A 25,135-nucleotide genomic window follows, 5' to 3' on the forward strand; every position below is an offset into this window, starting at 1 on the left:
AAATGATAATTTAAATTATACACTATTTATAGTTTTAGGTAAATATAGAATTAATATATAAGCAGGAATAAAACATAATCCTGCTACGATAAAAAAATAACTCCATCCAAGATAAGTCGCTGCATATCCTGATATACTACCTATCAATATAGTGCCAACATTGGTAATAGATGTAATTAAAGCAATTTGAGTTATGCAATATCTAGAACTACAACATTTTAGCTGATAAGAAAAAAATGGTGACATAGTAAGACCTTTAGTAAATTCTTGACAAAAAACAGCTATATAAAGACTTATAATATCCTGGTTCAAAAAATAAAGATATATGAAAGATAGACTAGATAAAGCATGATATATTAATACTCTCTTCAGTAAGTAAGAATATTCATATTTTCGACATAAAAATCCACCTATAACACCACCAAATATAGCAGCACACATACCAAATGCTTTATAACCAATAGCTAAATCTTGTTTAGTATAACCAATATCGAGATAAAACATATTAGGCATAATTGAAAGAAAACTATCTTGAAGACGATATAAAAGCATGAAACTAATAATTACTATCCATTTTGGTTTCTTGATAAAGTCATAAAAAGCACTAAAAAACTTATCAAAATCATTAGCAATCATCTTATCTTTAAATTTAAGCGGATAGAATATAATTAACAGTAACGACGGTATACATAAAATTGCCATCGTGCGATAAACATCCTGCCAAGATATAATAGTGGACAAATATAAAGCTCCAGAACCAGATATAAGTATACCAATTCTAAAACCAGTAGTACAAGCTGCTTCACTTATGCCCCAATTTTTATCGGTAATCAATAACATTTGCGAAGATTGAATTAACATATCATAAATAGAGGAAAAAAACGCTAAAACTATTAAGCACAAAACAAAAGGTGTAAAATTAGTATTAGGATTAAAACTTGTTAAAACATATACACAAACAATACAATTAATCAGCGTGATGACTAAACAATACTTGTAACCTCTATTACTTAAAGTGGAAAAACTTATTTTTTCAAGTAAAGGGCCCCATAAAAACTTTAATATATAAATAAAATTAACTAAACCGAAAAGCCCAATAGTAATTTTATCAAATTCGGATTCTCGAAGCCAAAAAGAAAGTGTTGAACCAGTAAGTAAATAAATTAAACCACCAGGAAAAGAAATTATTAATATAAATAAAATATTAAATATAGATTGAAATTGTACACACTTAAAATTTATGAATTGATCCTCCTTATATAAAATGAATTATAACAAAAGTAAAAATAAAATTGTGAGTAATATAACAGTTATGCATTAAATCAAATCGTACTACGATACCTGTTACAGTCAAAGGTTCTTCTACAATTATTATCAAAAGAATTAAATTTCTTATTGTCACCAATACTAGTTCTTTTATCGAATGATCTTTTGCGTTTTTTTTTATCACTTCTGAACGTACTACGTGGTGTAGATTCACCTTTATTGACTAAACGATCAATTGCACGCCATCTCACAACATCATCAGGAGAAATAAAAGACAGTGCATGCCCGATAGCACCTGCTCTACCAGTTCTACCTATCCTATGTAAATAATCTTCAGGACACATAGGTAAATCATAATTAATAACATGCTGTGTATGAGGAATATCAAGTCCACGTGCTGCTACATCAGTTGCTACCATTATTCTATGATTTAACTTACGAAATGATAAAATTACTCTTGCACGTTGACTCTGACTTAAATCACCGTGTATAGCTTCTGCTTTATGATTTTCATATTTTAACATTTTAGCCAATTGATCTGCAGAGCGTTTAGTCTTCACAAAAATAATTACCGATCCTACTCTATTCCCAAGTTGTTTAGTTAATTCACTAAATTTTTCTTTATTAGAAACATGCATTAATTCCTGTTTTATTTCTGCTGCTGCTTTATTAGTAGCGCCTACCATAATACGTACTGGATTGTTTAAATATTTTTGAGAAACAGCAATAATATGTTTTGGCATAGTCGCAGAAAACATTAACACTTGTCTTTTTTCTGGCAAAAATTTATTGATGTCTTCTAGTTGTTCCTTCATACCCATATCAAGCATTCTATCCATTTCATCAAGTACTATTATACCTATATGCTCAATTTTTAAACTTCTCCTATTTAAGTGCTCGATAATACGTCCTGGTGTGCCGATAATAACTTTCGGATTTTTTTTTAATTGCATAAATTGTTTAAACATCGGTTCACCACCTATTAAAACTGCACTATTAATTTTATAGGCTATAGTTACTTTATTTAAAGTACTGTGTATTTGCGTCGCTAATTCTCTAGTCGGAACGAGAATTAAAGCAGTGGTTTTGTTTTTAATAAATGCATCAATTAAAGGTAATAAATAAGCAAGGGTCTTCCCTGAACCTGTTTGGCTAGAAGCGAGTATATCTGCCCCAGACATTGCAACCGGGATAGATTGCTTTTGTATTTCAGTTGGCTCAGTGATATTCATTGTCTCAAGAGCAATAATTAATTCTTCAGATAAATTAAAATTTTTCATTATATAATCCAATATAGTTTTAAATCAAAATATGCATATTATTGATGAGAACTCTTACATACTACATTGCTTAACGAGAACAGGACATAGGAAATGCCCTCTCATAGGAAAAGTAGAAATGATGATCCCATAAGATTTATTTATAGAAAAAATTAGTTATTAGTAAAATAACTACATATAATTATCCTGAATCAAAAAAAAGATATGCTTAAACTAGATTACAAGATACCAACTAAATATATAAAACGATAATGAAACTATTTTTATTCAAACCAGCATGATATATGAGATTAAAGACATATTCATGCCATTACTAATAATTATTAGGTTATTATAAGACATACTATATTGATAAAGATAATTATAAGATATCACAAATTATAAACAATTTATGATAACTGATTTTAGTATTATTTAACTCTGAGATTAATAGCATAGGCTTTGCCTTGTTTTTCTTCAATGTCAAAAATTACTTCTTGCCTTTCTTTAAGGCTATGCAAACCTGCTGCCTCTATAGCTGATTTATGTACAAATACATCTTTCCCGCCATTATCCTGTTCAATAAATCCAAAATTCTTTGTAGAATTATACCATTTAACTTTACCTACTATATTTGTAGCCATAAAAACCTTTATTCGATAGAAATTACTTATTTGAACTTAAATACACACTTATAATAACTGAAACTCAAATTTTAAGCCTCACCTAATATAATAGGTGATAAATTCATTATGCAAAACTACCTTACCTTAAGGTATTTGTCAATAAACATGTCAATAACATGCAATAGAAAGTATTGCTTTCTCAATCTAATCTATCATATTATTACTATTTTGTCACTATTTAAGTTAATTAACTAATAAATTCATGAGTAAACTCACTATTGTACATTAGCTTTAAAACTTTTTTATATCAGACTAATAATTAATGATAAAAGTACTTGCTTTTTTATTTTTTTTTTATTAATCTCTCCACTGAGCAAGTGCAGTCTTAATATCAACAATTGCCCGCGTGATGGAATGGTAGACATAACGGACTTAAAATCCGTGGAGTGTAAACTCTTGCCGGTTCAAGTCCGGCCGTGGGTACCATTAAAAGCCTATAATTAGACAAATTTACTAATGAATAAACTAGTACACACGTTTAATCTTAGCATCCAACACAATGATTAATATAAATTCGCATCTAAGTCGTAGCTTTATCATTTCTTTGATAAAACTTATTATTAAGCTCTACAATCTATAACATGAGTGGTAAGTTGTTTATATTTATCTTCTTCGTATTCTTAATTTCTTCTAACAGTTTAGTATTTAGTCCTAATTAAAAAGTTTTAGATTCAAAATATATTGAGTGATGCATAAAGCAAAGATATTTTGCTCAAATACTATTTTTACAAATGTTGCTACTACCTTTTTCTATATAAACACCTTAAAATTGTCTTATATTCTCAATATTAGATACTCACTTTTGAGTGTTTCAATCATTATATTCTACTAATTTTTACATTTAAAAAGTACTTTTCATTACTAATGTTCAGTATACAAATAATTCTTCTGCAATAAAACATTGGGATAATAATTTATTGCCTATAATACAGTACAAATAACACTTTTGACCCCTTATTATTATAAGTACTTGCACTTTTTCTTGAAAAACTGTAGGTAGTATGTGTATTCAATATAAACATATTCAGTGTCTACAAAGCTTCCTTATTTTAAGGAGGCGTTTGCTATGATAAAATACTACATTGGCTTTTTGCATTTTGAAACATTAAGATAACTTTTTGGTACTATATTACATCTTTATCACTTAATAATAGTTACTGTTCTATATCAGAATGGACTGTTATATTAGCTATAAAATTTTGATCTAATATAATTTAGCTCTACTTTAATAGTAAAATTTAAATCTTGCTTTAGAAGTTCTAATATTCCAGTTTCTATTATAAAAAGTTATTTCTGCCTTTCTGTAACATACCTATTGAGTCTATTGCGATTATTTTCTTTTGTGCTGCAACAAAATTTGAAGCAAATTATATAATTTTGATAAATTTCTTGAGTGATAATTACATACTGTTAAATATTTTAAACACTTTTAAAAATTTTAAGGTTTGTATTTTGATAAAAAATCATTTTCGTATTGTTTGTAAATCTATTGAAGAATATTTGTCATTATGACACGTTGCTTACAACTTACAATAAAGCACCTGAACTTAAACCTGATTATTTTAAAGAATATGTAAAGTGTGTATAGTTTTTAATTATTATTAAATTGCAATTGAAGCTTATTATCGCTCTATTAAATAATATCAAGCACATTACAATATTAGGTATAATCTTTATTTAACAAAGATAAATATCATTTTATTCTCAAATCTTTAATTGTATAAAATCAAAACCTGATAATACTCATACTATATAAGTATGCACTATAGCAAAATTTAAAAGCTGTAATAACGTACTTGACCACAAAATGGAAAAACAAGGAATATTAGATAGGCAAAAATCTAAATATTATTTACTCGCATTGTGCTAGAGCTTATATTTTTCTGTATTATTTTGGAATACATAAATATTATGTAATAAATTTTCACATCATATACAATAACTTTCTTCGAGATAATGCAGTGTAATATCACTACATCCTGTACTGTATCAATATTTATAGTATTCCATTATAGTTTATAAACATTAACAATAAACAAATTAACACATTGCTTTGATCTTCTTACAATAATTAATCACGAAATTGTTAAAGCAAATTAATTTCACCGATGATTGTACCATAAATATAACTCAGAACTACATCATCGATCTTTGCTTTAATGCAAGCACATTAATTTTTAATTATCTCATATTTATATTTTAAAGCATAATATGAAAGAAACTAATTTTTAAACCTTTCTTGCAATAAATTTCAAAAAAATCTTAGAATTTACAACAAAAAAGCATTGAATTATTTATTAGAACAACACATCAACTTTCATAGCAATATAGTAATAAGGTATAGATTAAAAAGCAAAATACTATATAACCAATGCTACAATATTTAAAATATTTCAATCACTAAATTCATACTCTATCTTAATTGCATGTCTTACATGCTACCGCTATCATTTTGTCCATTATCTTATGACAAAGAACAAATTATTAATAAGGCTTTAAAAATGATATCTGGATCAAAAAATATTATTATTCAAATAACTGAAATAGCTATTCAAAATGCTTATTATATGCTTATTATATTATATAAATACAAAGCTCTACTTAACAATGAGGAGCAATTAAACGCATTACTCATTACTGAAAAAGTATTTCAACTATTTTTGATGATTTGATAAAAACCCATGAATAAAGCATTGAGTTCTAAAATGGACATAATAATAATTATTAAAATGCTTACATATTACAACTTATCTTACTTACATAATACCAAAACAATAAAGCACGCTTAAACACTTCATCCACTTTAAAAGAGATTTTTCTAAAAATTAAGAAAAATCAATAATTACAACTTGATCTGTTAGTAAATAATCAATTGTTGATATGATATTTAATCACAACTAATGATTAAAAATTGTTGACATATTTTAAGTATCTTAATATCGTAATTTACTAAAATGATATTACTCTATCATTAATTTTTAATGAACTGAATATAAGGTAACACATGCAAAATAAAGAAGAATCCAATATATTACCTAAGTTTATAATTGATGAAGAGGAAAGAAGACAATTAAAAGCTAAAAACTCTAAACAAGAACTTAAATTAATATTAATAACTTTTACAATCATTTTAACTAGCTTTTTAACATTTTGTTATTTCTTCTTTAACTATATAGAAGAGAAAGCAGCAGAGTATAAATTACAGCGAGAGGTAGAACCAAAAAAATTAGATCAAGCTGAATAATTGAAGCTTATAATATCTTAGGTTATGAGTAAACAAATTTAGACCGATAATTTAATTCTTTTTTGCTATAAATTCTAAGAATATTTTGCAAAATGAATAACTATTCCTAAAAAATCTTATTAATTCTCACTAAAAAGCTTTTAATTATAAATTAAATTTGCTTATAACTGCATAGCAATTCTTAAATAATCTTTAGGAGTAAGATTTTCAGCGCGATCATTATTGTTAATTTTCAACTGAGTTAATACTTCATGTATATTAGGTACAAGATTTCTTAGTGAAGATTTGATCATTTTACGTCGTCCTGCAAAAACAAGTTTTGTTATTTGCTCAACTTTATTTATCAAAGCAATAGACGGTGGATTTTCTAAAGGTATTATTTTAACTATCGCAGAATATACTTTAGGATGTGGATAAAAAGCAGTAGGTGCGACATCAAAGCATTTTTCAACTTTAGCTACGATCTGACATATTACCGATAATCTACCATATGCTTTAGTTGAAGGCATAGCACAAATACGTTCTACTACTTCTTTTTGCAACATTAATATCATATTAGTAATTAGTTTCGCTTCTTTCAACAATCTAATCACTAACTCAGTACCTATATGATATGGTAAATTAGAAATTACAGTTACTTTATCATAAATTAAATCAGTTAAATTTATTTTAAGGACATCTTGTTTAATAATATTGAGATTAGGATAATATCCTTGAATCTCATTCAGTAGTGGTATGCAGCGCTCATCGATTTCTATAACAGTTAAGGATTTAGGATTTTTATGTAAAATTGACCTAGTTAACCCTCCTACGCCAGGTCCTATTTCTATCACTTTGCTATTTTCTGAAATGTTACTAGCACGTATAATTTTATCACATAGGCTACTATCAAAAATAAAATTTTGTCCATGTTTTTTTAGAGGATTAATTTGATGAGATGCAGCATGTTTTGCGATTGAAGGAAGCATGGATTTATTTTAAACGTTTACATGAACAACAAGACTCATTATCAACTTGATGGGGCAAGATAATGCAATCCATTATAAAAATAACTATTACTTTTGTTGTGACAATAACCTAAGATGGGAACATTATAGTTATAGCAGCTTTTTTGCGCATATTTTTAAATATTTTTTGTGCTTTTTGCGAAATCTTTTTATTTGTTAGGAAGTTTACTACATAATTATTTTCATCTACAGTAACATTTAAGATTTTTTTACTGCACACTAATATTATTTCGAACTTATTATTTACCTCAAAAACATTACTAGCTTTATCAGGTATTAAATCCTTTACAATAGTTTGCTTTACTCCTCCTAGCTTGCTAAGCTTACTTGTAATAAGTTGCATAGTAGCAAATTTATCGTAAAGAGTTTTTTTAACATCAGAACATTTTTTTAACCGATTTTTTAAATAATTCATCTTTGTAAATGCTTTATTACTACCATCTTTAGATCTGAATACTTGCATTAAAATTTCTACATCTTTTTGATCACTAGATAAAATTGCTACATCTATTTCTTTATTACTTACTTGTACTGATCGTGATAAACTTGATAAAATATTCATTTTAATCAACTCAGATTTAATTTGAAAAATAAAACTCTCAGGATTTACAGATTTATTTTTTAGATACTGAAGAAGAGAACCATGAGGCATTTTATTACGATCTTCAATAGATTTAATAGCGTTATCTATCTCGTCTTGCTGGATTTCTCTATCGCCTGCATATTGAAAAAGTAAAGATTCATCAATTAAGCTGTTGATTGCTAAGTCACTCAGTTGCTTATCTTGATCAGAAGTTAAATTTTCTACATTATTTAGTACCATGATCATTTTTTTTCTAGCATGGAACTCATTAAAAGTAATAGGTTTATCATTTACTGATGCTACTATACTAGTTAATGATGCTTGCGCTACATTAAAAGTGGAAAAAACAGTAATGATTAATAATAATTTATGCATATTTCTCGTCTCACATAACGTAATAATTAACATAGATTTAATATGGATAGCAACATATTGAAAATTACGCAATAATTAACGAAACAATCCAGTTCAAAATTTCTAAATAGCACTTTATATTACTTTTTCTTGATTGCAACATTTCTTAACTCTTGACAATAACAACAAAAACAACTATCCACACAAACACAATGCTAAACTCACATATTCAAAACCTTTAAACTCACAGCAACAGTAGGAGAAGATGTAGTCTTTTTGATTCCTCTACTCCCATCAGCTAGATAATCGGAATAAATCTTTGTAGTGATTCTAACACAATCTTTAGCATATGTCACCCTAATAGTTCGAGTAAATAGATTTGGAGAACGTCTAGAGAGATCAATGCGTGTTGCAAAGCCTATATTCCAATTTTCTGCTAGCTGATAATTTATTTCCCCATAAAATTGTCGCACTCTATTATTTGACACTTTTATATTTTCTACAGAATAATATTTTTTAAGATTGGTAAGCTGAATAAAACTACCTAAAAAGTTTATTTTATTATAGTTAAAATTACCGCCAACTTCATCTCTAATAGGCCGAAAATATCTATCTTGCCGGAAGTTATAAAACACTTCTAAATTATTAGAAAGATTACCTAGTATCTGCCCTACATTTTCTGTATCATCAGTATGCAAATCTATACTATACCGTATATTACGGGACTGACCTAAAAATAATTTTAAATAATTGTCTTCTTGAGCAATACTAGCATTTACGCCATAACTTAATCTATTACCGAAATCATGACAATCAATACCACTATAACGATTTGATAAAAAGATATTTTTCTCTGATAATTCATACTTAACAGGATCAATTATAACAAATTGTTTATCTTGCTTAGATAATTTACGTCCAATACTAAAAGAAACGATCGGCTCAATAAGTAAATTTATCGTTTTTGTAATATTACCTACTAACGGATAACGCCATAAAGTTTGCAATTCCGGTATATTCCTGTGAAATGCTTGATTTTTTCTTTGTTTATCTAGATAAACACTCCTAGCAAGATAAAAATCACCTCTATCTTTTGCTATAAAATTTAAAATTTGTCCTGAAGAAGTTAGTACATGATGTATAAATGATAATTGTAAAGATGTACGAGCAATTTGGTTTCCTATCCTTGCTTTGTACATTAACGTATTATTTTCAACAACGATATAGCTGTCACCATTATCATCAAGATGTATCACATTTTTTGTATTGATTTTCGGGAATACTAACGGATCAGTATATTTACTATCATTACTACCCAATCCTTGAAAACTTAATACTTCCATCGTAAAATAATCAGCATTATGAATTTTATATAAAAATATTTTAGAAGTTAAATATGAAGAGTAGTTATTATAATAATTTTTTAAATAAGCTTTATCTGATGTACGTTCGATTCTAAAACCATAATCATAAATTTGATCTCTACTAATAAAATTACCACTTGCTATATAATGATAAGAAGATACTTTTCTATTTTTTACTACACTTCCGTCTTTTTTGAGCAAATAAGGTAACTGCCCATAACTACCTTGAAAGCTCATATTATCAGTATCATTCAGACGATAACGCGCTTCTAACTCATAAGTTTGATATTTACTAACAATTCTTGGAGTAAGAGTAAAATCAATATTAGGCTTTGCACGCAGATATATTGGAATACCAAATCCTTGATTTTTCACATCAGGTACTAATAATCCCGAAGTTGCAGGCGCAGTAGGAGTCGGATGGAAAAAATACGGTAAGTAAAAAACCGGCACACCATATATTTCAAAAAATACGTTTTTATAAACTACTCTATGATCTGCTGATTGAATATAAGTATCATGAGCTGAAATTTGCCAAATAGGTTTGCTATTACAAGTAACATCGCAAGGGGTAAATTCGGCATCATACAACTTAAGGTTATTTTCATCTATTCTTTCTGCAAGTTTAGCAATTAAGAGATTATTATCACCAGCCAGACAAATGAATTCAGATATAATACCTTGCTTAAATTCATTTTTTAAAACTGCTTTATCACCCTCTATTATTCTGTTTTGTTTATCCTTAATACGAATATTTTCTGCCCATAAAATATCGTTTTTTACATCATAAAGTAAATTATTTGTCGTCAATAAATACTCATCAGTAATAATTTTTATATTACCTTTAGCATATATCAAATTCTTACTTTCATTATACTCTACGAACACGAAGTCTGCAATTAGATCATATTTAACGCTTTGATTTTGCTTAAACTGTTGAGTAAAACTAACTAGAGGAAATAGTACGATAATAATTAGGTATATTAGTCGCATTTACATTTATTATGTTATCTAAATATTCAATAGTACGAAATAATAGCAAGCTATTATTAATATAGCAAATATTTAAAAATTTTACTTGCTCTTTTACAGTGGAAGGTTATTTTATGTATTAAGTATTATGTAATATCCACAACACAATCATAGCATCTTATACAAAATATGTAATACAATACTCATATAAATAAACTCACGTGATGAAATAATATCCATGATAGACAATGACATTGCAAATCAAGTACCTAAAGAGTTTTCAGTTAGTGAGATTTCTAATAAAATTAAAGAATTAATAGAAAATAATTTTGGCCATATTAAGGTCAAAGGAGAAATTTCTGGTTTAAAAATATCTAGCTCAGGTCATGCTTATTTTAACTTAAAAGAAAATACTGCCATTTTAGCTTGTACTTGTTGGCGTCCTATTCTTGTTAAAATAAAATTTCCTTTAAATGATGGCATGGAAGTAGTCATTGGTGGTAAACTCTCAAGTTACTCAGGTAATTCACGCTATCAATTATCGGTAGATAATTTGCAACCCGCAGGGCTTGGAGCTATGATACAAATTCTTAATGAACGCAAAATTCGTTTAGAAAAAGAAGGACTATTTAATAAGAAACGTATTCCTATACCTTTTTTACCGGATAAAATAGGCGTTATCACTTCAATAACAGGCGCTGTTATTAAAGATATTATTCATCGTATTCGTGAACGTTGTCCAACTCGGATAATAATATGGCAGGTTAGCGTGCAAGGCGAAAATTCTAGCCATGAAATGGCTGAAGCGATTGAAGGATTTAACAATTTAGAAGAGATACATAAACCAAGTGTGATAATTGTTGCTAGAGGTGGTGGTTCTATAGAAGATCTTTGGTCATTTAACGATGAGATATTAGTACGTGCTGCTTATAACTCAAAAATTCCTATTATTTCTGCAGTAGGTCATGAAGCAGATTATACTTTAATAGATTTAGCAGTAGACAAAAGAGCCCCAACACCTACTGCTGCTGCAGAATTTGCTGTACCTGTACGATCTATTTTGAATAATACTATCCAATCTTATGAGAAAATATTATTGAATAATACTAACCGATTAATTAAATATCACGAACAAAGTATAGTAAATTACGATAAAATACACAGATATTTCGCATATTATATAAATAATAGGCAACAATTACTAGACGAAACCGGTTTTAATTTGCTAGATGTTTTAATACGCTGTATTGCTCTCAAAGAAACAAAGCTTAAATCTTTTGCTAAAGAAAGGATCAATTATGCTAAAATCATCAATTACAAAATATTAGAATTAACACATCAAACAGCTTATCTATTAAAATCTGTAAATAATACTTTGAAAAACTTTGAATATAAATTAGAATTAAACAGTACATTACTTGCAAGCCTGGATTATCATAACGTATTAAAACGAGGTTTTGCTATAGTTACAGGAGACGCAGGAAATTTCTTATCTTCTAAATCTACTGCTACAAATGAGCAGAGTCTAAATATTAAATTTTTTGACGGTGAAATTAATGTAGTATTATCATCCCACGACTTGAATGCGAGATCCAGTTAAGTTAAAGTTATTTAGTAATATACTGTTTTAAAAAATACATACAATACAAATTATTGCTAATTACTAAAAATTTTCATGTTTTAAACATTGACATAAATGAACATGAACAGCAAGCAACTTTAATATGTGGAAAAAGAAAAACCTTGATAAATGCATGGTATGTAAATCAGCATTACCAATACTTCACATCCTTAAAACGGGTCCATATTACCGTTTCTGATATGGACATAGAATTAATGAATGCTATTGCAAAAAAATAGGTATCAATATTGAATACAATCAAAATAACTGGTATCAATGTAAATTAGATACTCAAAGATACAATGCTGACACGATAGCAAGAGACATTTATACTACTGATAGTAGTAATTATGCTTATTTTTAAAGCCTTATTGGCTTAAAGAATTATCATTATTTATTATTGAATCACTTATAGCACAAAGTTAAATTTCTAAAATGTTCATGTATTAACAGCACAAATATATTTAATCTTCAGTTAGTGATAGTACAATGTACTGTATACGGAGTGCCTAAATTTACGAGTACGAGGTTTTTATATAATGAAAGAAATCAAAATATTATCGAATATATCAAAATAATATTGAATTGATAAACGGAATAATCAATCAAGAAATTGACGGTTTCATTAGTGATGGAATTTTCAGTATAATTAATCCTTCTAGGAAGTACAATAAATTAGTGATATATTAGAAATACCATTAAATGTAAAATTCCACTACTTAATGTTCAGAAAAAAACTGTATCTTTAAATATAGTTGAACAATTTAATTTTGCTATAGATGATTTTCTGAAAGAAACGAATATAAAAAAATTATTAAGACATACCTAATAATATTCTATTATCTAAATCTATAGATTAGTGTTGGTTTATATATTATAAGTTTATTTAGTTGCCTTGCTTTGGCTTTTTCTAGAATTATCTTGAGTATTAGAAAAAAATAGCACGTTGTTCGGTACATTTTGATTTGCGTTGTTACCGTCTATTAGTAACTGTATAATACTAGACTTGGTCTTAAAACACGATATAGGACATTTACAGTTAAATCGATATTATACTCCTTCTTATTTCTATTGCATCTTTATAATTTATAGTAGTGTTACTATGTTTTACAATTATTAAATGATTAAACTATTATAATAAACAGTGCACGGAAAAAATTATCTAGAACAATTATTAAATAATATAGTTGCAATTTGCAGTTCATTTAGGCAAGCAACTTTTATAATTATTAGGAGTTGCCATGGTTATTATCTACAAAATTAAACCTATAACTTGTTTTAGGCTATTTTTTTCTTTCATTACTGCTAATTTCAGTGCAATATTACGAGATTTTATTATTAATGCACATTCAATTAAGAGAATATTAAGAGTGGTTAATAACTGTATTATAGCACATAGCTTTTAGCGTATTATTAGATATCTACGATAGTAATTATTATACAATAAAATACTCAATAATTGTAGTAATCTGGAGCATTTATTACTAGTCTCTTAGACTATCATTTTGATCTTCTTGAGTAGAAAGGCTATAATTAAAAATTAAAAGATACAAAAATAAAATGAAAATAGCTACTTGGAATATTAATTCCATAAAAACAAGACTTAATTTATTGCGTAACTTTTTATCTAAAGAAAATCTGGACATTTTATTATTACAAGAGATAAAATGCGAAACAGAAAAATTTCCTTTTGATGAATTATCTGATTTACCTTATCATTTTTATGTTCATGGACAAAAATCATATAACGGCGTTGCTATAATTTCAAAATTTCCAGCTGATAAAATCATTAAGGACTTTCAGAATAATTACTGCAGTGATCAAGCAAGATTCATAGAAATAAAATTATCATTATCTATAGGATATAGTAATATCATCTCACTCTATGCTCCTAATGGTTCATTTGTCAGTAGCAATAAATTTGTAGAAAAGCTTAAATTTTATGATAATTTTATCAATTATCTATCCACTAAAAAATCTTGTTACGAAAAAACTATCATAGGTGGTGATTTCAATATTGCTCCGTTCGATATAGACGTATATTCATCTAAGGTGCTAACTGAAACTACCTGTTGTACTAAGGTTGAACAAAAAAAATTACGTACTATTCTTAATTCTGGATTTGAGGATTTGTATAGATTAATGCATCCGAATAAACAAGAATTTTCATGGTGGGATTATAGAGCAGGTTGTTTTGAAAAAAATAAAGGTATGAGAATTGATATGATTCTTGGTTGTAATAATACAATTGACTATTTAGAAAAATGCTATATGGATTATAATTTTAGGACTCAAAAAAAACCTTCAGATCATATACCGATAATTGCAAATTTTTGTAGTAGCTTCTCCACTAAATCCGGTATAAAATACTAAAATTATTCAGTATTTATTTTTATTCTGTTTATAAACAATATTGGTATAATCGCACTAGGCAACACTAAACAATTTGTTTTTGGGACATGCACTACACACAAGAGTATGACATCGACCATTTTTTGTAACAAAATATACGGCAGGAAAACTTTATGGACAATATATAACTATTGTCGGTACAATTGGCAATTTTATGTTTTATGTACAGATTTATAAGATTTGTGCTTACACATATTCAAATTCCGTTTCTATACTAGCGTGCACTATAAGTATTAGTATTCTTTGTAGTTGGCTTATATACAACATATTAATAATAAATACATATATTATAATAGCAAATGTAGTAGGTTTTATCAGAGCATTATTCATTCTTTTCTTAACCATAATAATATATTAATAATGACTAAAAAAATCATTACTTTAGTTGGTCGTCCTAATGTAGGCAAATCAACACTTTTCAATAGATTAAGCATACGTAAAAAGGCTATAGTTCATGATTTGCCAGGTGTAACTAGAGATAGAAAATATACCGATGGCAAAATTGGCTCTTTTAAATTTTTGTTAATTGATACCCCGGGACTGGAAGAGAATCCTGATAATATGGGAAAGAGGTTAATGGAACAAACTACTCAAGCAATTTTAGAGGCAGATCTAATTTGCCTTATGGTTGACGGTAGAAGTGGAGTATTACCTGATGATAAGCTACTTAGTAGCTTTGTTCGCAAATACAACAAGCATTGTATATTGGTAGTTAATAAGTGTGAAAAAGCTTTTGATTTTGATAAAGAGTACTACAAATTAGGGTTTGATAGTATTGTAATTATCTCTGCAGAACATGGCACAGGATTAATTGATTTATATGACGAAATTATTGCTAAATTATCTATAAAAGAATCAATTGAGCGAAATATAGCAGATCCGTTCAGGGGAGATTGTTTGCAGATAGTAGTTAGTGGCAGACCTAATGCTGGGAAGTCTACTTTTATAAATGCTATTATTAATGATGAAAGATTATTAACAGGTCCTGAAGCAGGAATTACGCGTGAATCGATTGAAATTGATTGGCAATATAAAAATACTCATATTAAATTGATTGATACGGCTGGACTACGTAAAAAATCTACCATAACAGCATCTTTAGAAAAATTATCAACATCAGATACTATTAACGCTATTAAATTTGCTAATACCGTAATCTTAATGATTGATGCTTTAGCTCATTTAAAACAGCAAGATTTAAATATTGCAAACCATATTATAAATGAGGGAAGAAGTATAATTATAGTAGTTAATAAATGGGATTTAGTTGAAGAATCTGAAAAAGAAGCGTTTCAGGCAGAATTTTATTATCAGATAAATACTCATTTACCGCAAATTAAAGGTGTCCCAGTTCTATTTATCTCAGCTATAAATAAACAAAATATCGAGCAAGTTCTAGATGCTTGTCTTAAAATTTATAAAATTTGGAATAAGAAAATAACGACTGGAAAATTAAATGAATGGCTTAATTTTACTACAAAAGTACATACATTACCTCTACAAAAATGTGGCAGAAGAGTACGTATAAAATATATGACACAAACAAAAACACGTCCACCTACTTTCAAGCTATTTTCTAATAATCCAGAAAAAATTACTGATAGTTATACCAGATATTTAGTAAATAATATGCGCGATACTTTTGATATGCATGGTATTCCTATCAGATTTACTTATGTAAAAAACAAAAATCCTTATGTATAAAGTTAAATATTTTAGTAACACTAAATGATATATCTTGAAGCTATTTAAATAAGAGTGAGCTAAAATAATTTTATTGCAAAAGAATTTTTACATTTACAAGTACAAGTCACTATCTTGTAATGGTTTTGTAACTATAATTATTAACTTAAGCCAATTTAAAGATCTCATGTGAAGATCTACAAATAATAAAATGATTATCTAGGCTCTATATCAGAATAGATATATTTAAATCTAGTTGTAATCATAAAAAGATTGTTACTAGTACAGACACTATATTCACGTTTTAAACCTACCTGCACCCTACATTACCGATATAATATATTTTGGGTGTAATACAAAATTGATTTAATTCACTATTAGTTATATAGATTATAATTATAATAAAACAATCAACTACTATCGTTAATTCATAAATAAAGATATTTTGACCATCTCTTCTCTTAATAAAAGTTAGTAGTATTGAACAGAATATCTGCAGCAATTAATTTTTCAAACTCTACCTATTCTATATTACCTTTTAGCATACTTTTGTCTTATTATTCTTGATTTGTAGGCAATATAAATTTATCATTGTTACAATCAATAAAAAAAGATACTTAATAAATCAATCTATGAGATTTATAATAATTTCTTAAAATATCAAATTATAATATTAATGATTATTAATGATTTTATATTTTAAGTAATATCATTTATACTGTTAAAGTAGTGCTTGATCAAACGTAATAACTTCGCTTCAGGACTGAGATTTTTTACTGCCCATTTTTTAATCCAAGGTTCAGCTAGCTGCCACATATTAACATTACTGTCTAACTGCCTTCCTATCCCTTCCACCATTATTAAAGTCTTTTGTAATATCAATAAATCTGGCTGTACTTCCATACCAAAATCTTCTGTGATTTTAAATAAATGCGTCAACAACTTGCCAATTGAAATATTTTTTGTTGGTATTCCTACTATAGGTTCAGTGACTGCTCTACAACTTCTAGCAAACAAATCTAAATCAGTATTTGCAGGAATATAACCTGCTCTTAAATGTACTTTAGCGACTAATTTATAATCACGTTTTAAAAAGGCAAACAGAATTTCTGCAACTGATAAACGATCTTTTTCTTTAAGTCTACCCATAATTCCAAAATCAAGCAGAATAATCTTCCCTTGGTTATTCACTAAAATATTACCTGCGTGTAAATCTGCATGGAAAAATCCATCTCTGTAAGCTTGATTGAAAAACATTACAGCAAAATCCTGAGCTATTTTTTTTGGTTCTAAGTTCATTCCTTTTAGTAGCGGAATATCATATATAGAAATTCCATCCAACCACTCAGTAGTTAGTATATTTTCTGACGTTAAATCCCAATATATTTTAGGGATTATAACATTAATATCATTCCGCATATTATCCTTAAGCTCAGAAGCGGCTGCTGCCTCTAACCTCAAATCAAGCTCAAATTTCATAGTTTCATGAAATTTATCGATTACTGTAATAGGTTTTAGCCTTTTTGCTTTAGAAAATTTTGAGATAATTTTTGCAAAAAAATATAGTAATCTAATATCTCTATTATATTTTTTACGAATATCAGGACGCAGAATTTTTAATGCTACATATCCACCAGTGATAAGTTGCGCTTTATGTACTTGTGAGATTGAGGCAGCAGCGATTGGATTATTGTCGAAGTGTCGGAAAGGAAGAGCTGCATTACAAGTATTTGTAGAATGCGTTTCAACCTTTTGTTTGTGTGACAAGATGACCGCATTAGCGCTTTGTTGCTCCTTACAATAAGGAGTGAATGATTTATATATCAATTTTCTAGCCACCACTCCATCAAAAGGAGGTAGTTTATCCTGCAGTAATCTTAAGTAACATGCTATCTCTGCTCCTACTAAATCTGCTCTTGTTGAAAGAGTTTGTCCAAATTTTATATAAATAGGCCCAAGATCAGTTAAACAAGCTGTTAAACGTTTACCGTAATCTTCACGTGATTTTTTTATTAATGAGCTTGGAGCAAAAAACAAAGCTAATATATAACCTATAAATCTAAAATATTTAGGACTTCTTGAATCAATAAGAATTTGTCTTTTACTGATTATACGAAAAATACGTATTAAATTTAAAAAATTACTTATCATATTTTATATGCACTGTGAATAGCAACTATTCCACCACTCAAATTTTTATAATGTACCTCTTCAAAACCAGATGCTTTAATCATTATTCTAAAATCATCTTGTGATGGAAATAAAGCTATACTTTCAACCAAATATTCATATGCTTCTTTATTGCGTGCGATTATTTGACCTATACTAGGTATAATAGTAAATGAGTAGAATTTATAAAAATCTTTTAAGATGCCTTCTTTTACTTTTGAAAACTCAAGACATATAAACTTCCCCATAGGCTTTAATACCCTATAAGCTTCCTTTAAAGCTTTATTAATGTCAGGTACGTTTCTAATACCAAATGCTATAGTATAATAATCGAAACTATTATCTAAGAATGGCAATTCTTCAGCATTTGCTACAATAAACTTCATGTTCTGGAATAGATTTAGATCAATTGATTTCTTTTTAGCATTATTTAACATCTCTTCATTTATGTCACTTAAAATTAGAGAAATATTATTACCTCGAGCTTTTGCTTTTTTAGCGAGTTGTAAAGCAATATCACCACTACCGCTAGCAACATCTAATATATTAGAGTTAAGATTTGGAATTTGCATAATAAACTCATTTTTCCACAGACGATGTAGTCCAATACTCATTAAATCATTCATTAAATCATACTTATCAGCTACCCTAGAAAAAATGTTATTTACTAACCATTGTTTTTTAGTGTAATCTACTTTATTAAAGCCAAAATTTGTTTGGTGCATTATTTATATATAGATTTATATATTATGTTATTACTGTGTTGTCGCTGCTACCATCCTGTGATCAGGACTATAGTAACATATGAGTTTTTTCCATATCATTCTTAGTAGCAACAGTGTAAATCAAGCGCTTTTACGGTTCAAGAATTATCCTAAAAGGACTAATATCATAAAGAAGCTTACACATTAAGCTTTTTTAGCATAGATATAGATTAATACTTTTACCTACATGACATTGAGGTGTTAAAACTGTGATACTATGCTGTTAAGACATGTATAGTAACATATTTTGTTTTTTATTGATCCACGCATATAATATCTGCTTACAATAACTATTTTTATATTTACTTAAGTTTCAATTTCTGGACATTAGTTTTATCAAAATCATAGATAAACTCTTTAATAATCGGTACTATAAACTGTTTAAATTTACTTCCACTAAATACTCCATAATGCCCTACACCATTTTGTAAATGGTATCTTTTCATTGATTCAGATATATTTGCACAAAGTTTTAAAGCAGCTTTTGTTTGACCTACTGCTGCAATATCATCTAATTCTCCTTCAATGCCAAGTAAAGCACATTGAGTAATATGTTTTAAATCAATCGGACGCTTCTCAGAAATAAATTTACCTCTTGCTAATGAAAATTGTTGAAATACTTCATCTATAGTGTGTAAGTAAAATTCTGCTGGCATATCCATACCTGATAAATACTCATCATAAAATTTAATAATATGCTCAGCTTTTTTATAATCAGAATTTAATAAACTTTGCCATAATTCTAAATGTGAATCTATATGACGTAATAAGTTTAAACTTATAAATCCGGCGAGTTGGAGAAAACCTGGATATACTTTTCTACCATATCCTGGATAGTTTGGCGGCACCTGCATTGTAAGCATCTTACAGAACCATTCTAAGCTTTTACTGAGAGCAAATTCATTAACTGCAGTTGGATTTTTTCTAGCATCGATAGGACCACCAATCAAAATCATCGAACTCGGCACATTTGGACTATTACTTTCTGACATTAAACTAATGGCCGCAAGTAGTGGAACAGTAGGTTGACAAATTGCCATAGCGTGAATATTCTGTCCTATAAAATTTATAAACTCAATAAGGTAGTCAATATAATCATCCATATCAAAATGCCCTGCTTCAAGCGGAACATAATTGGCTTCTGTCCAATCTGTAATATAAATATCAGTATACGGTAATAATGCATGTACTGTTGATCTAAGTAAAGTAGCATGATGTCCTGCCATAGGTGCTACTATTAATAATTTAGGCAGTTCTTTTTTAAGACCTATTTTTTGAAAATGCCTTAGTTCACAAAAAGGTTTTTTAAAAATCACTTGTTCATTAATATTATAGGTTTTATCACCAATAATTGTTTCAAGAATATTAAATTCAGGTTTTGAATATTTTCTAGTCATGCGTTCACAAAGCGTTAAATACGCATGTATAATTCTTGCAAAACCGTTATCTTCTAGATGCTCATGTTCATATAATTCTTTTAGAATTTTTATACCTAAATGCATTGGAGCAATTTGTGCTCTAAGCCACTCTAAAATATAATATGTATAATTAGTACTTAAATCACAATGCATAATAATCTCCAAATCTAAAAATAATTAATAATATTTAGTTTAACATCAAAAATTCATTTAGTAATATTAATTTTAGAATTCACAACTAAGTTTTTATAGATACGTGATAATAATGGTCTATATGTAAAAGATTATTTTTGTTTTACTAAAGAATTCAGTTACACGTGCATTAATATGAAAGCAAGTACTAGTTTTTATAAAATGTGTCAATATTAAAAATATTTCTGCTAATAAGCTATAAGACATATTTTAATTTCTAATTTTTTCTAACAAGCATGAACTATTAAAATAAAACTATATCATCTCCATTTCACAATATTTAAAATTAATAACTAATATTATGATTCTATATGTGTTATTTGTAACTTTAAATTGTCAATCTTGATGATTTAGTAGTAAATTAGCAGAGAAGACAGGTGTAATTTAATTTAAAATAACAATTCATCTTCAGATTATATCAACAGCATACACACTAGTATATTTGGATTAACAGTAAGAAACAACGTAGCAAATTTTTCAAATTAAACTAGCATGCTTTGCAAATTTTGAAAATAATCTTTTGAAGTTATGAGTGGTAACACTTGCTACTTCTTGTGAAGTGATATTTTTGAGTTCAGCAACTTTCTCGGCAACATATCTAACAAATGCTGGTTCATTTTGTTTGCCACGCATAGGTGTAGGAGCTAAGTAAGGGGAATCTGTTTCTATTAATAACCTATCAAGTGGTATATATTTAACTATTTCTTGCAAATCTGTTGCATTCTTGAAAGTTATAATCCCTGAGACTGAAATATATAAACCTATATCCAACATTTTTGCCGCTAGATTCTTTGACGAGGTGAAGCAATGTATTAAACCTGGAAAGTTGCTGTTATGCATTTCTGATGTTAAAATATCAATAGTATCTTCATCCGCTTCTCTTGTATGAACAATAATAGGTAGATTAGTAGCTGATGATGCATGTATATGTGCTATAAATGAATCGCGTTGTAATTTTTTATTATAAGGCTTATGATAATAATCAAGTCCTGTTTCACCTATACTGATAATTTTCTTATAATTGGTAAGTGCTATTATTTCTAAAGCTGTAACTAGTCTTTTCTTTTCATTAACCTCACATGGATGCACACCAACACTTGCAAAAACATTTTTATATTGTTCAGCTATTTTTAAAATACAAGGTAAATCTTCAAGCTTAGTACAGATAGTTTGTATATACTGTACATTATTTTCTAATGCTCTTTGAATGCAAGAATCTAAAAATACCGCATCATATATTTCAGTATCAAAAAGACAACTAGCATTAGTTGTTTTAATATTTTTACTAGATATCATGATCGAATCACAAGATGAAAAATTAGTAAGTAAATTAAGGTGACAATGTGAATCTATTAACATATTATACAATTAATAATGGTAATACCATGGCTTTACTACGATATCTAAATCCAGACAATAAATTAGCGATTTAAATAGTATTTTTGATACCATGTACAAACCGTAAACCGTAATATTACTAGTTAAATTTTTGGAAAAATTATACTAGGCTCTAAAATATTACTACCTGCTTTTAAAGCATGATCACGTACTAGATGCTTAAATAATCTCTCTTCTTTAGCAACCCCTAACTGATCTAGCATTTTATTTGCGGAACTTGGTACAAAAGGCTGAAGCATTATTGCAACATAACGTAGTACTTCTAGCAGAGTATATAACACCTCTAACATCTTATCATAATCAGTTTTTTTTAAATTCCAAGGCGCTTCATTAGCAATATAGATATTTGCATCTTCAGCCAAATTAATAATATTTTCAAGAATTTTATTAATCTCTATTTTATCCATCAATAAAATATTCTCTTGAGCAAATTTCATTGCGGTTTTTAAAATCGGGAGCTCATATATTTTATCTATAACACCTGACTTAATCAAAGGCACTTTAGCATCATTATTGTTATACACAAAAGATACAATACGATGTAATAAATTACCTATTTTATTTGAAAGTTCGCTATTAATACGTGTAATTAAATTATTACGAGTAAAATTAGCATCTGCACCAAAAATTACTTCACGCATAAGAAAATACCTCACCTGATCAACACCGAATTCATCGATTAATGTAATCGGATCAATGGTATTACCAAGAGATTTAGAAATCTTCTGTCCCGCATTAGTCCACCAACCATGAACCATAATTGACTTCGGCGGTGAAATTTCTGCAGCCATTAAGAAAGCAGGCCAATATACAGCGTGAAAACGCAAGATATCCTTACCTACTACTTGTAAATTAGCAGGCCAAAATTTACTATAATTACTTTGTTGATCAGGATAACCAAGTGCTGAAATATAATTAACAAGCGCATCAAGCCAAACATAAATCACATGTTTTTCATTATTTGGAACTTTGATCCCCCAATTAAAAGTAGTACGTGATATGGATAAATCCTTTAGACCTGATTTAACAAAGCTAATCACTTCATTACGCCTTGATATTGGTCTGACAAAATCAGGGTTTAGCTCATAAAACTCAAGTAATTTATCTTGCCATTTTGCAAGATTAAAGAAATAGCTTGGCTCTTTAACCCATTCAACAGGTGCTCCAGTCGGTGCTAATTTATCTTCAGTGATCTCTGATTCATCATAAAAAGCCTCATCACGCACTGAATACCAACCCTCATAAAATCCTTCATAGATTGCACCATTATCTAGTAATTTCTGCCAAAAAACTGCTACAGCTTTTTTATGTCTATTTTCAGTTGTCCTAATAAAATCATCATTAGAAATATTCATTGCAACCATAAGATCACGAAAATTTTGTGATGTCTTATCAGTAAATGATTGAGGATCAATATTTTTATTAATAGCTGCTTTTTCTACTTTCTGTCCATGTTCATCAGTACCTGTTAAAAACATTACATCCTTACCGCAACAACGCATAAAACGGGCAATCACATCACTTGCAACACTAGTATAAGCATGACCAATATGGGAAACATCATTAACATAATATATAGGGGTAGTAATATAGTAAGTATTTTTCATAAATGCTTTTGTATTAACTCGTGTACTTCAAGTGGGTTTAAATGTGAAGCCTTAATTGTTTTGATTCTCTCAGGAAATCTATGACTTAATTCTTGAAAGCAAGAATAGATTTTTTTATAAAAATCTATTCTTCTTCTATCAAATTTATTACTCATATTCCGTGAATTCACTCTCTTAATAGCAGTATCTGGCTCTACATCGATAAAAAATGTAATATCTGGCATAAGAGAAGGCATCAAAGTTGTGTGCAAACTATAGACTAAATCTATACCGTTTTCTAGCTCTAATCCTTGATAACAAGCAGTCGAATCAATAAACCTATCACATATTACTATATATCCATCTTTTAGAGCAGGTATAATCTTACGTACCATATGATCATAACGTGCTGCCATAGCCTGTAATAACTCAGACATCGGTAATAATTCCTCATGTACTAAAATTTCACGCATTTTTTCGGCGACAAAAGTACCACCAACTTCACGAGTTAAAATAACAGGAATTTTTTGAGATTTTAAATACTCATAGAGCATTTTAGATTGGGTAGATTTTCCTATCCCATCCATGCCCTCAAAGGTAATAAACTTGCCTTGTGTTAATTTGTTCATTAAAAATTGCTATTTTAAAAACTAAAGCATAATCATATCTTTTTAAAAAATATTTACTATTATTTTTTGATTGCACAATATACTTACTTGAATAACTACTTAATTATTAGAGCAAGCATAGATAACAAATATTTTACTTGAAATATATACTACTAACATATCACTGATAAATAATGATACTATCATGAATTTTAATACAAGAAAACATTGTAGAAAAAATTAACTATAGAATCAATCAAAATCTAACAAGAATAAGTAAAAGGCTTAGATATATCTTCTCCTAATCAAGTATTACATTTAAAACTTAATTTAATATAATTTAAAAAACTTTATACTAAATATTTTGATAAAGAACGCTTAATTATGTATAAACTAGATAAAGATATTAAAGGAACAGACGTATTAGTATGGAAGACTACAGTAATGCATATTATTGATGATTTTCTTTTTAAAATATCACTGGAATAAAATTAATAACATTTTTGCACTACAATTGTTGATTATTACTTTATGGGTATGAAGAAGTTT

Annotated in this window: 18 protein-coding genes and 1 tRNA gene; 7 read left to right on the forward strand and 12 right to left on the reverse strand. The window is 28.1% G+C overall.

Annotated features, from left to right (window positions below; all coding sequences use genetic code 11):
* Positions 1-15 precede the first annotated feature (15 nt).
* The 3 genes from RT_RS03265 to RT_RS03275 all read right to left on the reverse strand — a co-directional run bounded on the left by RT_RS03265 (position 16) and on the right by RT_RS03275 (position 3,169).
* A complete protein-coding gene (locus RT_RS03265; protein ID WP_011191098.1) occupies positions 16-1,242 on the reverse strand; it encodes an AmpG family muropeptide MFS transporter in 1,227 nt (408 codons plus the stop codon).
* Positions 1,243-1,322: 80 nt separating this feature from the next.
* Positions 1,323-2,546, reverse strand: a complete 1,224-nt coding sequence (locus tag RT_RS03270; protein ID WP_011191099.1) for a DEAD/DEAH box helicase — start codon at positions 2,544-2,546, stop codon at positions 1,323-1,325.
* 410 nt (positions 2,547-2,956) lie between these two features.
* A complete protein-coding gene (locus RT_RS03275) occupies positions 2,957-3,169 on the reverse strand; it encodes a cold-shock protein (RefSeq protein WP_011191100.1) in 213 nt (70 codons plus the stop codon).
* Positions 3,170-3,551: 382 nt separating this feature from the next.
* Between RT_RS03275 and RT_RS03280 the strand changes: the two genes are divergently transcribed.
* The 3 genes from RT_RS03280 to RT_RS03290 all read left to right on the forward strand — a co-directional run bounded on the left by RT_RS03280 (position 3,552) and on the right by RT_RS03290 (position 6,455).
* Positions 3,552-3,637 (forward strand) — tRNA-Leu (locus RT_RS03280).
* Positions 3,638-5,646: 2,009 nt separating this feature from the next.
* Positions 5,647-5,883: a hypothetical protein gene (locus RT_RS03285; protein ID WP_014419457.1), complete on the forward strand. Its 237-nt coding sequence runs from the start codon at positions 5,647-5,649 to the stop codon at positions 5,881-5,883.
* Positions 5,884-6,215: 332 nt separating this feature from the next.
* The gene (locus RT_RS03290) at positions 6,216-6,455 is read left to right on the forward strand and encodes an RP671a family tick cell line-upregulated protein (protein ID WP_011191102.1); all 240 of its coding nucleotides are present in this window, start codon (positions 6,216-6,218) and stop codon (positions 6,453-6,455) included.
* A gap of 161 nt (positions 6,456-6,616) precedes the next feature.
* On the opposite strand, the gene rsmA is transcribed toward RT_RS03290, so the two are convergent.
* The 3 genes from rsmA to RT_RS03305 form a co-directional block, all read right to left on the reverse strand.
* Positions 6,617-7,423: a 16S rRNA (adenine(1518)-N(6)/adenine(1519)-N(6))-dimethyltransferase RsmA gene (rsmA, locus tag RT_RS03295; RefSeq protein ID WP_011191103.1), complete on the reverse strand. Its 807-nt coding sequence runs from the start codon at positions 7,421-7,423 to the stop codon at positions 6,617-6,619.
* A gap of 109 nt (positions 7,424-7,532) precedes the next feature.
* Entirely contained in the window at positions 7,533-8,420 is an 888-nt protein-coding gene (locus RT_RS03300) for a SurA N-terminal domain-containing protein (protein ID WP_011191104.1), read from the reverse strand.
* 200 nt (positions 8,421-8,620) lie between these two features.
* On the reverse strand, positions 8,621-10,756 hold the full coding sequence (locus tag RT_RS03305; RefSeq protein ID WP_011191105.1) for an LPS-assembly protein LptD: 2,136 nt from the start codon (positions 10,754-10,756) through the stop codon (positions 8,621-8,623).
* Between the two features lie 217 nt (positions 10,757-10,973).
* Between RT_RS03305 and xseA the strand changes: the two genes are divergently transcribed.
* The 4 genes from xseA (at position 10,974) to der (ending at position 16,472) form a co-directional block, all read left to right on the forward strand.
* Positions 10,974-12,335 carry an exodeoxyribonuclease VII large subunit gene (gene xseA / locus RT_RS03310; protein WP_011191106.1) on the forward strand — a complete coding sequence of 454 codons (1,362 nt, stop codon included), beginning with the start codon at positions 10,974-10,976 and terminating at the stop codon, positions 12,333-12,335.
* A 1,581-nt stretch (positions 12,336-13,916) separates the two neighbouring features.
* A complete protein-coding gene (xth, locus tag RT_RS03315) occupies positions 13,917-14,729 on the forward strand; it encodes an exodeoxyribonuclease III (RefSeq protein WP_011191108.1) in 813 nt (270 codons plus the stop codon).
* 163 nt (positions 14,730-14,892) lie between these two features.
* Positions 14,893-15,126 (forward strand): hypothetical protein, encoded by a 234-nt coding sequence (locus tag RT_RS04595; RefSeq protein WP_081420751.1) that lies wholly within the window; start codon positions 14,893-14,895, stop codon positions 15,124-15,126.
* 2 nt (positions 15,127-15,128) lie between these two features.
* Complete coding sequence (gene der, locus RT_RS03320; RefSeq protein WP_011191110.1) at positions 15,129-16,472, forward strand: ribosome biogenesis GTPase Der; 1,344 nt, start codon at positions 15,129-15,131, stop codon at positions 16,470-16,472.
* 678 nt (positions 16,473-17,150) lie between these two features.
* On the opposite strand, the gene ubiB is transcribed toward der, so the two are convergent.
* From ubiB to tmk, 6 genes are all read right to left on the reverse strand, one after another.
* A complete protein-coding gene (gene ubiB, locus RT_RS03325; protein ID WP_011191111.1) occupies positions 17,151-18,602 on the reverse strand; it encodes a 2-polyprenylphenol 6-hydroxylase in 1,452 nt (483 codons plus the stop codon).
* On the reverse strand, positions 18,599-19,345 hold the full coding sequence (gene ubiE, locus RT_RS03330; protein WP_011191112.1) for a bifunctional demethylmenaquinone methyltransferase/2-methoxy-6-polyprenyl-1,4-benzoquinol methylase UbiE: 747 nt from the start codon (positions 19,343-19,345) through the stop codon (positions 18,599-18,601). Before ubiE ends, ubiB begins: the two co-directional genes overlap by 4 nt.
* Before the next feature lie 341 nt (positions 19,346-19,686).
* Positions 19,687-20,955, reverse strand: a complete 1,269-nt coding sequence (locus tag RT_RS03335; protein WP_011191113.1) for a polyhydroxyalkanoate depolymerase — start codon at positions 20,953-20,955, stop codon at positions 19,687-19,689.
* Positions 20,956-21,471: 516 nt separating this feature from the next.
* A complete protein-coding gene (locus tag RT_RS03340) occupies positions 21,472-22,353 on the reverse strand; it encodes a TatD family hydrolase (protein ID WP_011191114.1) in 882 nt (293 codons plus the stop codon).
* Between the two features lie 122 nt (positions 22,354-22,475).
* On the reverse strand, positions 22,476-23,999 hold the full coding sequence (metG, locus tag RT_RS03345) for a methionine--tRNA ligase (protein ID WP_011191115.1): 1,524 nt from the start codon (positions 23,997-23,999) through the stop codon (positions 22,476-22,478).
* Positions 23,996-24,607: a dTMP kinase gene (gene tmk / locus RT_RS03350; RefSeq protein ID WP_011191116.1), complete on the reverse strand. Its 612-nt coding sequence runs from the start codon at positions 24,605-24,607 to the stop codon at positions 23,996-23,998. The genes metG and tmk overlap by 4 nt, the downstream gene beginning before the upstream one ends.
* Positions 24,608-25,135: the final 528 nt, after the last annotated feature.

This window comes from Rickettsia typhi str. Wilmington (assembly GCF_000008045.1).
Lineage (GTDB): Bacteria > Pseudomonadota > Alphaproteobacteria > Rickettsiales > Rickettsiaceae > Rickettsia > Rickettsia typhi.

Excerpts from the sequence above, each read along its gene's own strand:
- RT_RS03270 (WP_011191099.1), bottom strand. The coding sequence starts at position 2,546 with ATGAAAAATTTTAATTTATCTGAAGAATTAATTATTGCTCTTGAGACA.
- RT_RS03275 (WP_011191100.1), bottom strand. The coding sequence starts at position 3,169 with ATGGCTACAAATATAGTAGGTAAAGTTAAATGGTATAATTCTACAAAG.
- RT_RS03285 (WP_014419457.1), top strand. The coding sequence starts at position 5,647 with ATGCTACCGCTATCATTTTGTCCATTATCTTATGACAAAGAACAAATT.
- RT_RS03290 (WP_011191102.1), top strand. The coding sequence starts at position 6,216 with ATGCAAAATAAAGAAGAATCCAATATATTACCTAAGTTTATAATTGAT.
- rsmA (WP_011191103.1), bottom strand. The coding sequence starts at position 7,423 with ATGCTTCCTTCAATCGCAAAACATGCTGCATCTCATCAAATTAATCCT.
- RT_RS03300 (WP_011191104.1), bottom strand. The coding sequence starts at position 8,420 with ATGCATAAATTATTATTAATCATTACTGTTTTTTCCACTTTTAATGTA.
- RT_RS03305 (WP_011191105.1), bottom strand. The coding sequence starts at position 10,756 with ATGCGACTAATATACCTAATTATTATCGTACTATTTCCTCTAGTTAGT.
- xseA (WP_011191106.1), top strand. The coding sequence starts at position 10,974 with ATGATAGACAATGACATTGCAAATCAAGTACCTAAAGAGTTTTCAGTT.
- xth (WP_011191108.1), top strand. The coding sequence starts at position 13,917 with ATGAAAATAGCTACTTGGAATATTAATTCCATAAAAACAAGACTTAAT.
- der (WP_011191110.1), top strand. The coding sequence starts at position 15,129 with ATGACTAAAAAAATCATTACTTTAGTTGGTCGTCCTAATGTAGGCAAA.
- ubiB (WP_011191111.1), bottom strand. The coding sequence starts at position 18,602 with ATGATAAGTAATTTTTTAAATTTAATACGTATTTTTCGTATAATCAGT.
- ubiE (WP_011191112.1), bottom strand. The coding sequence starts at position 19,345 with ATGCACCAAACAAATTTTGGCTTTAATAAAGTAGATTACACTAAAAAA.
- RT_RS03335 (WP_011191113.1), bottom strand. The coding sequence starts at position 20,955 with ATGCATTGTGATTTAAGTACTAATTATACATATTATATTTTAGAGTGG.
- RT_RS03340 (WP_011191114.1), bottom strand. The coding sequence starts at position 22,353 with ATGTTAATAGATTCACATTGTCACCTTAATTTACTTACTAATTTTTCA.
- metG (WP_011191115.1), bottom strand. The coding sequence starts at position 23,999 with ATGAAAAATACTTACTATATTACTACCCCTATATATTATGTTAATGAT.
- tmk (WP_011191116.1), bottom strand. The coding sequence starts at position 24,607 with ATGAACAAATTAACACAAGGCAAGTTTATTACCTTTGAGGGCATGGAT.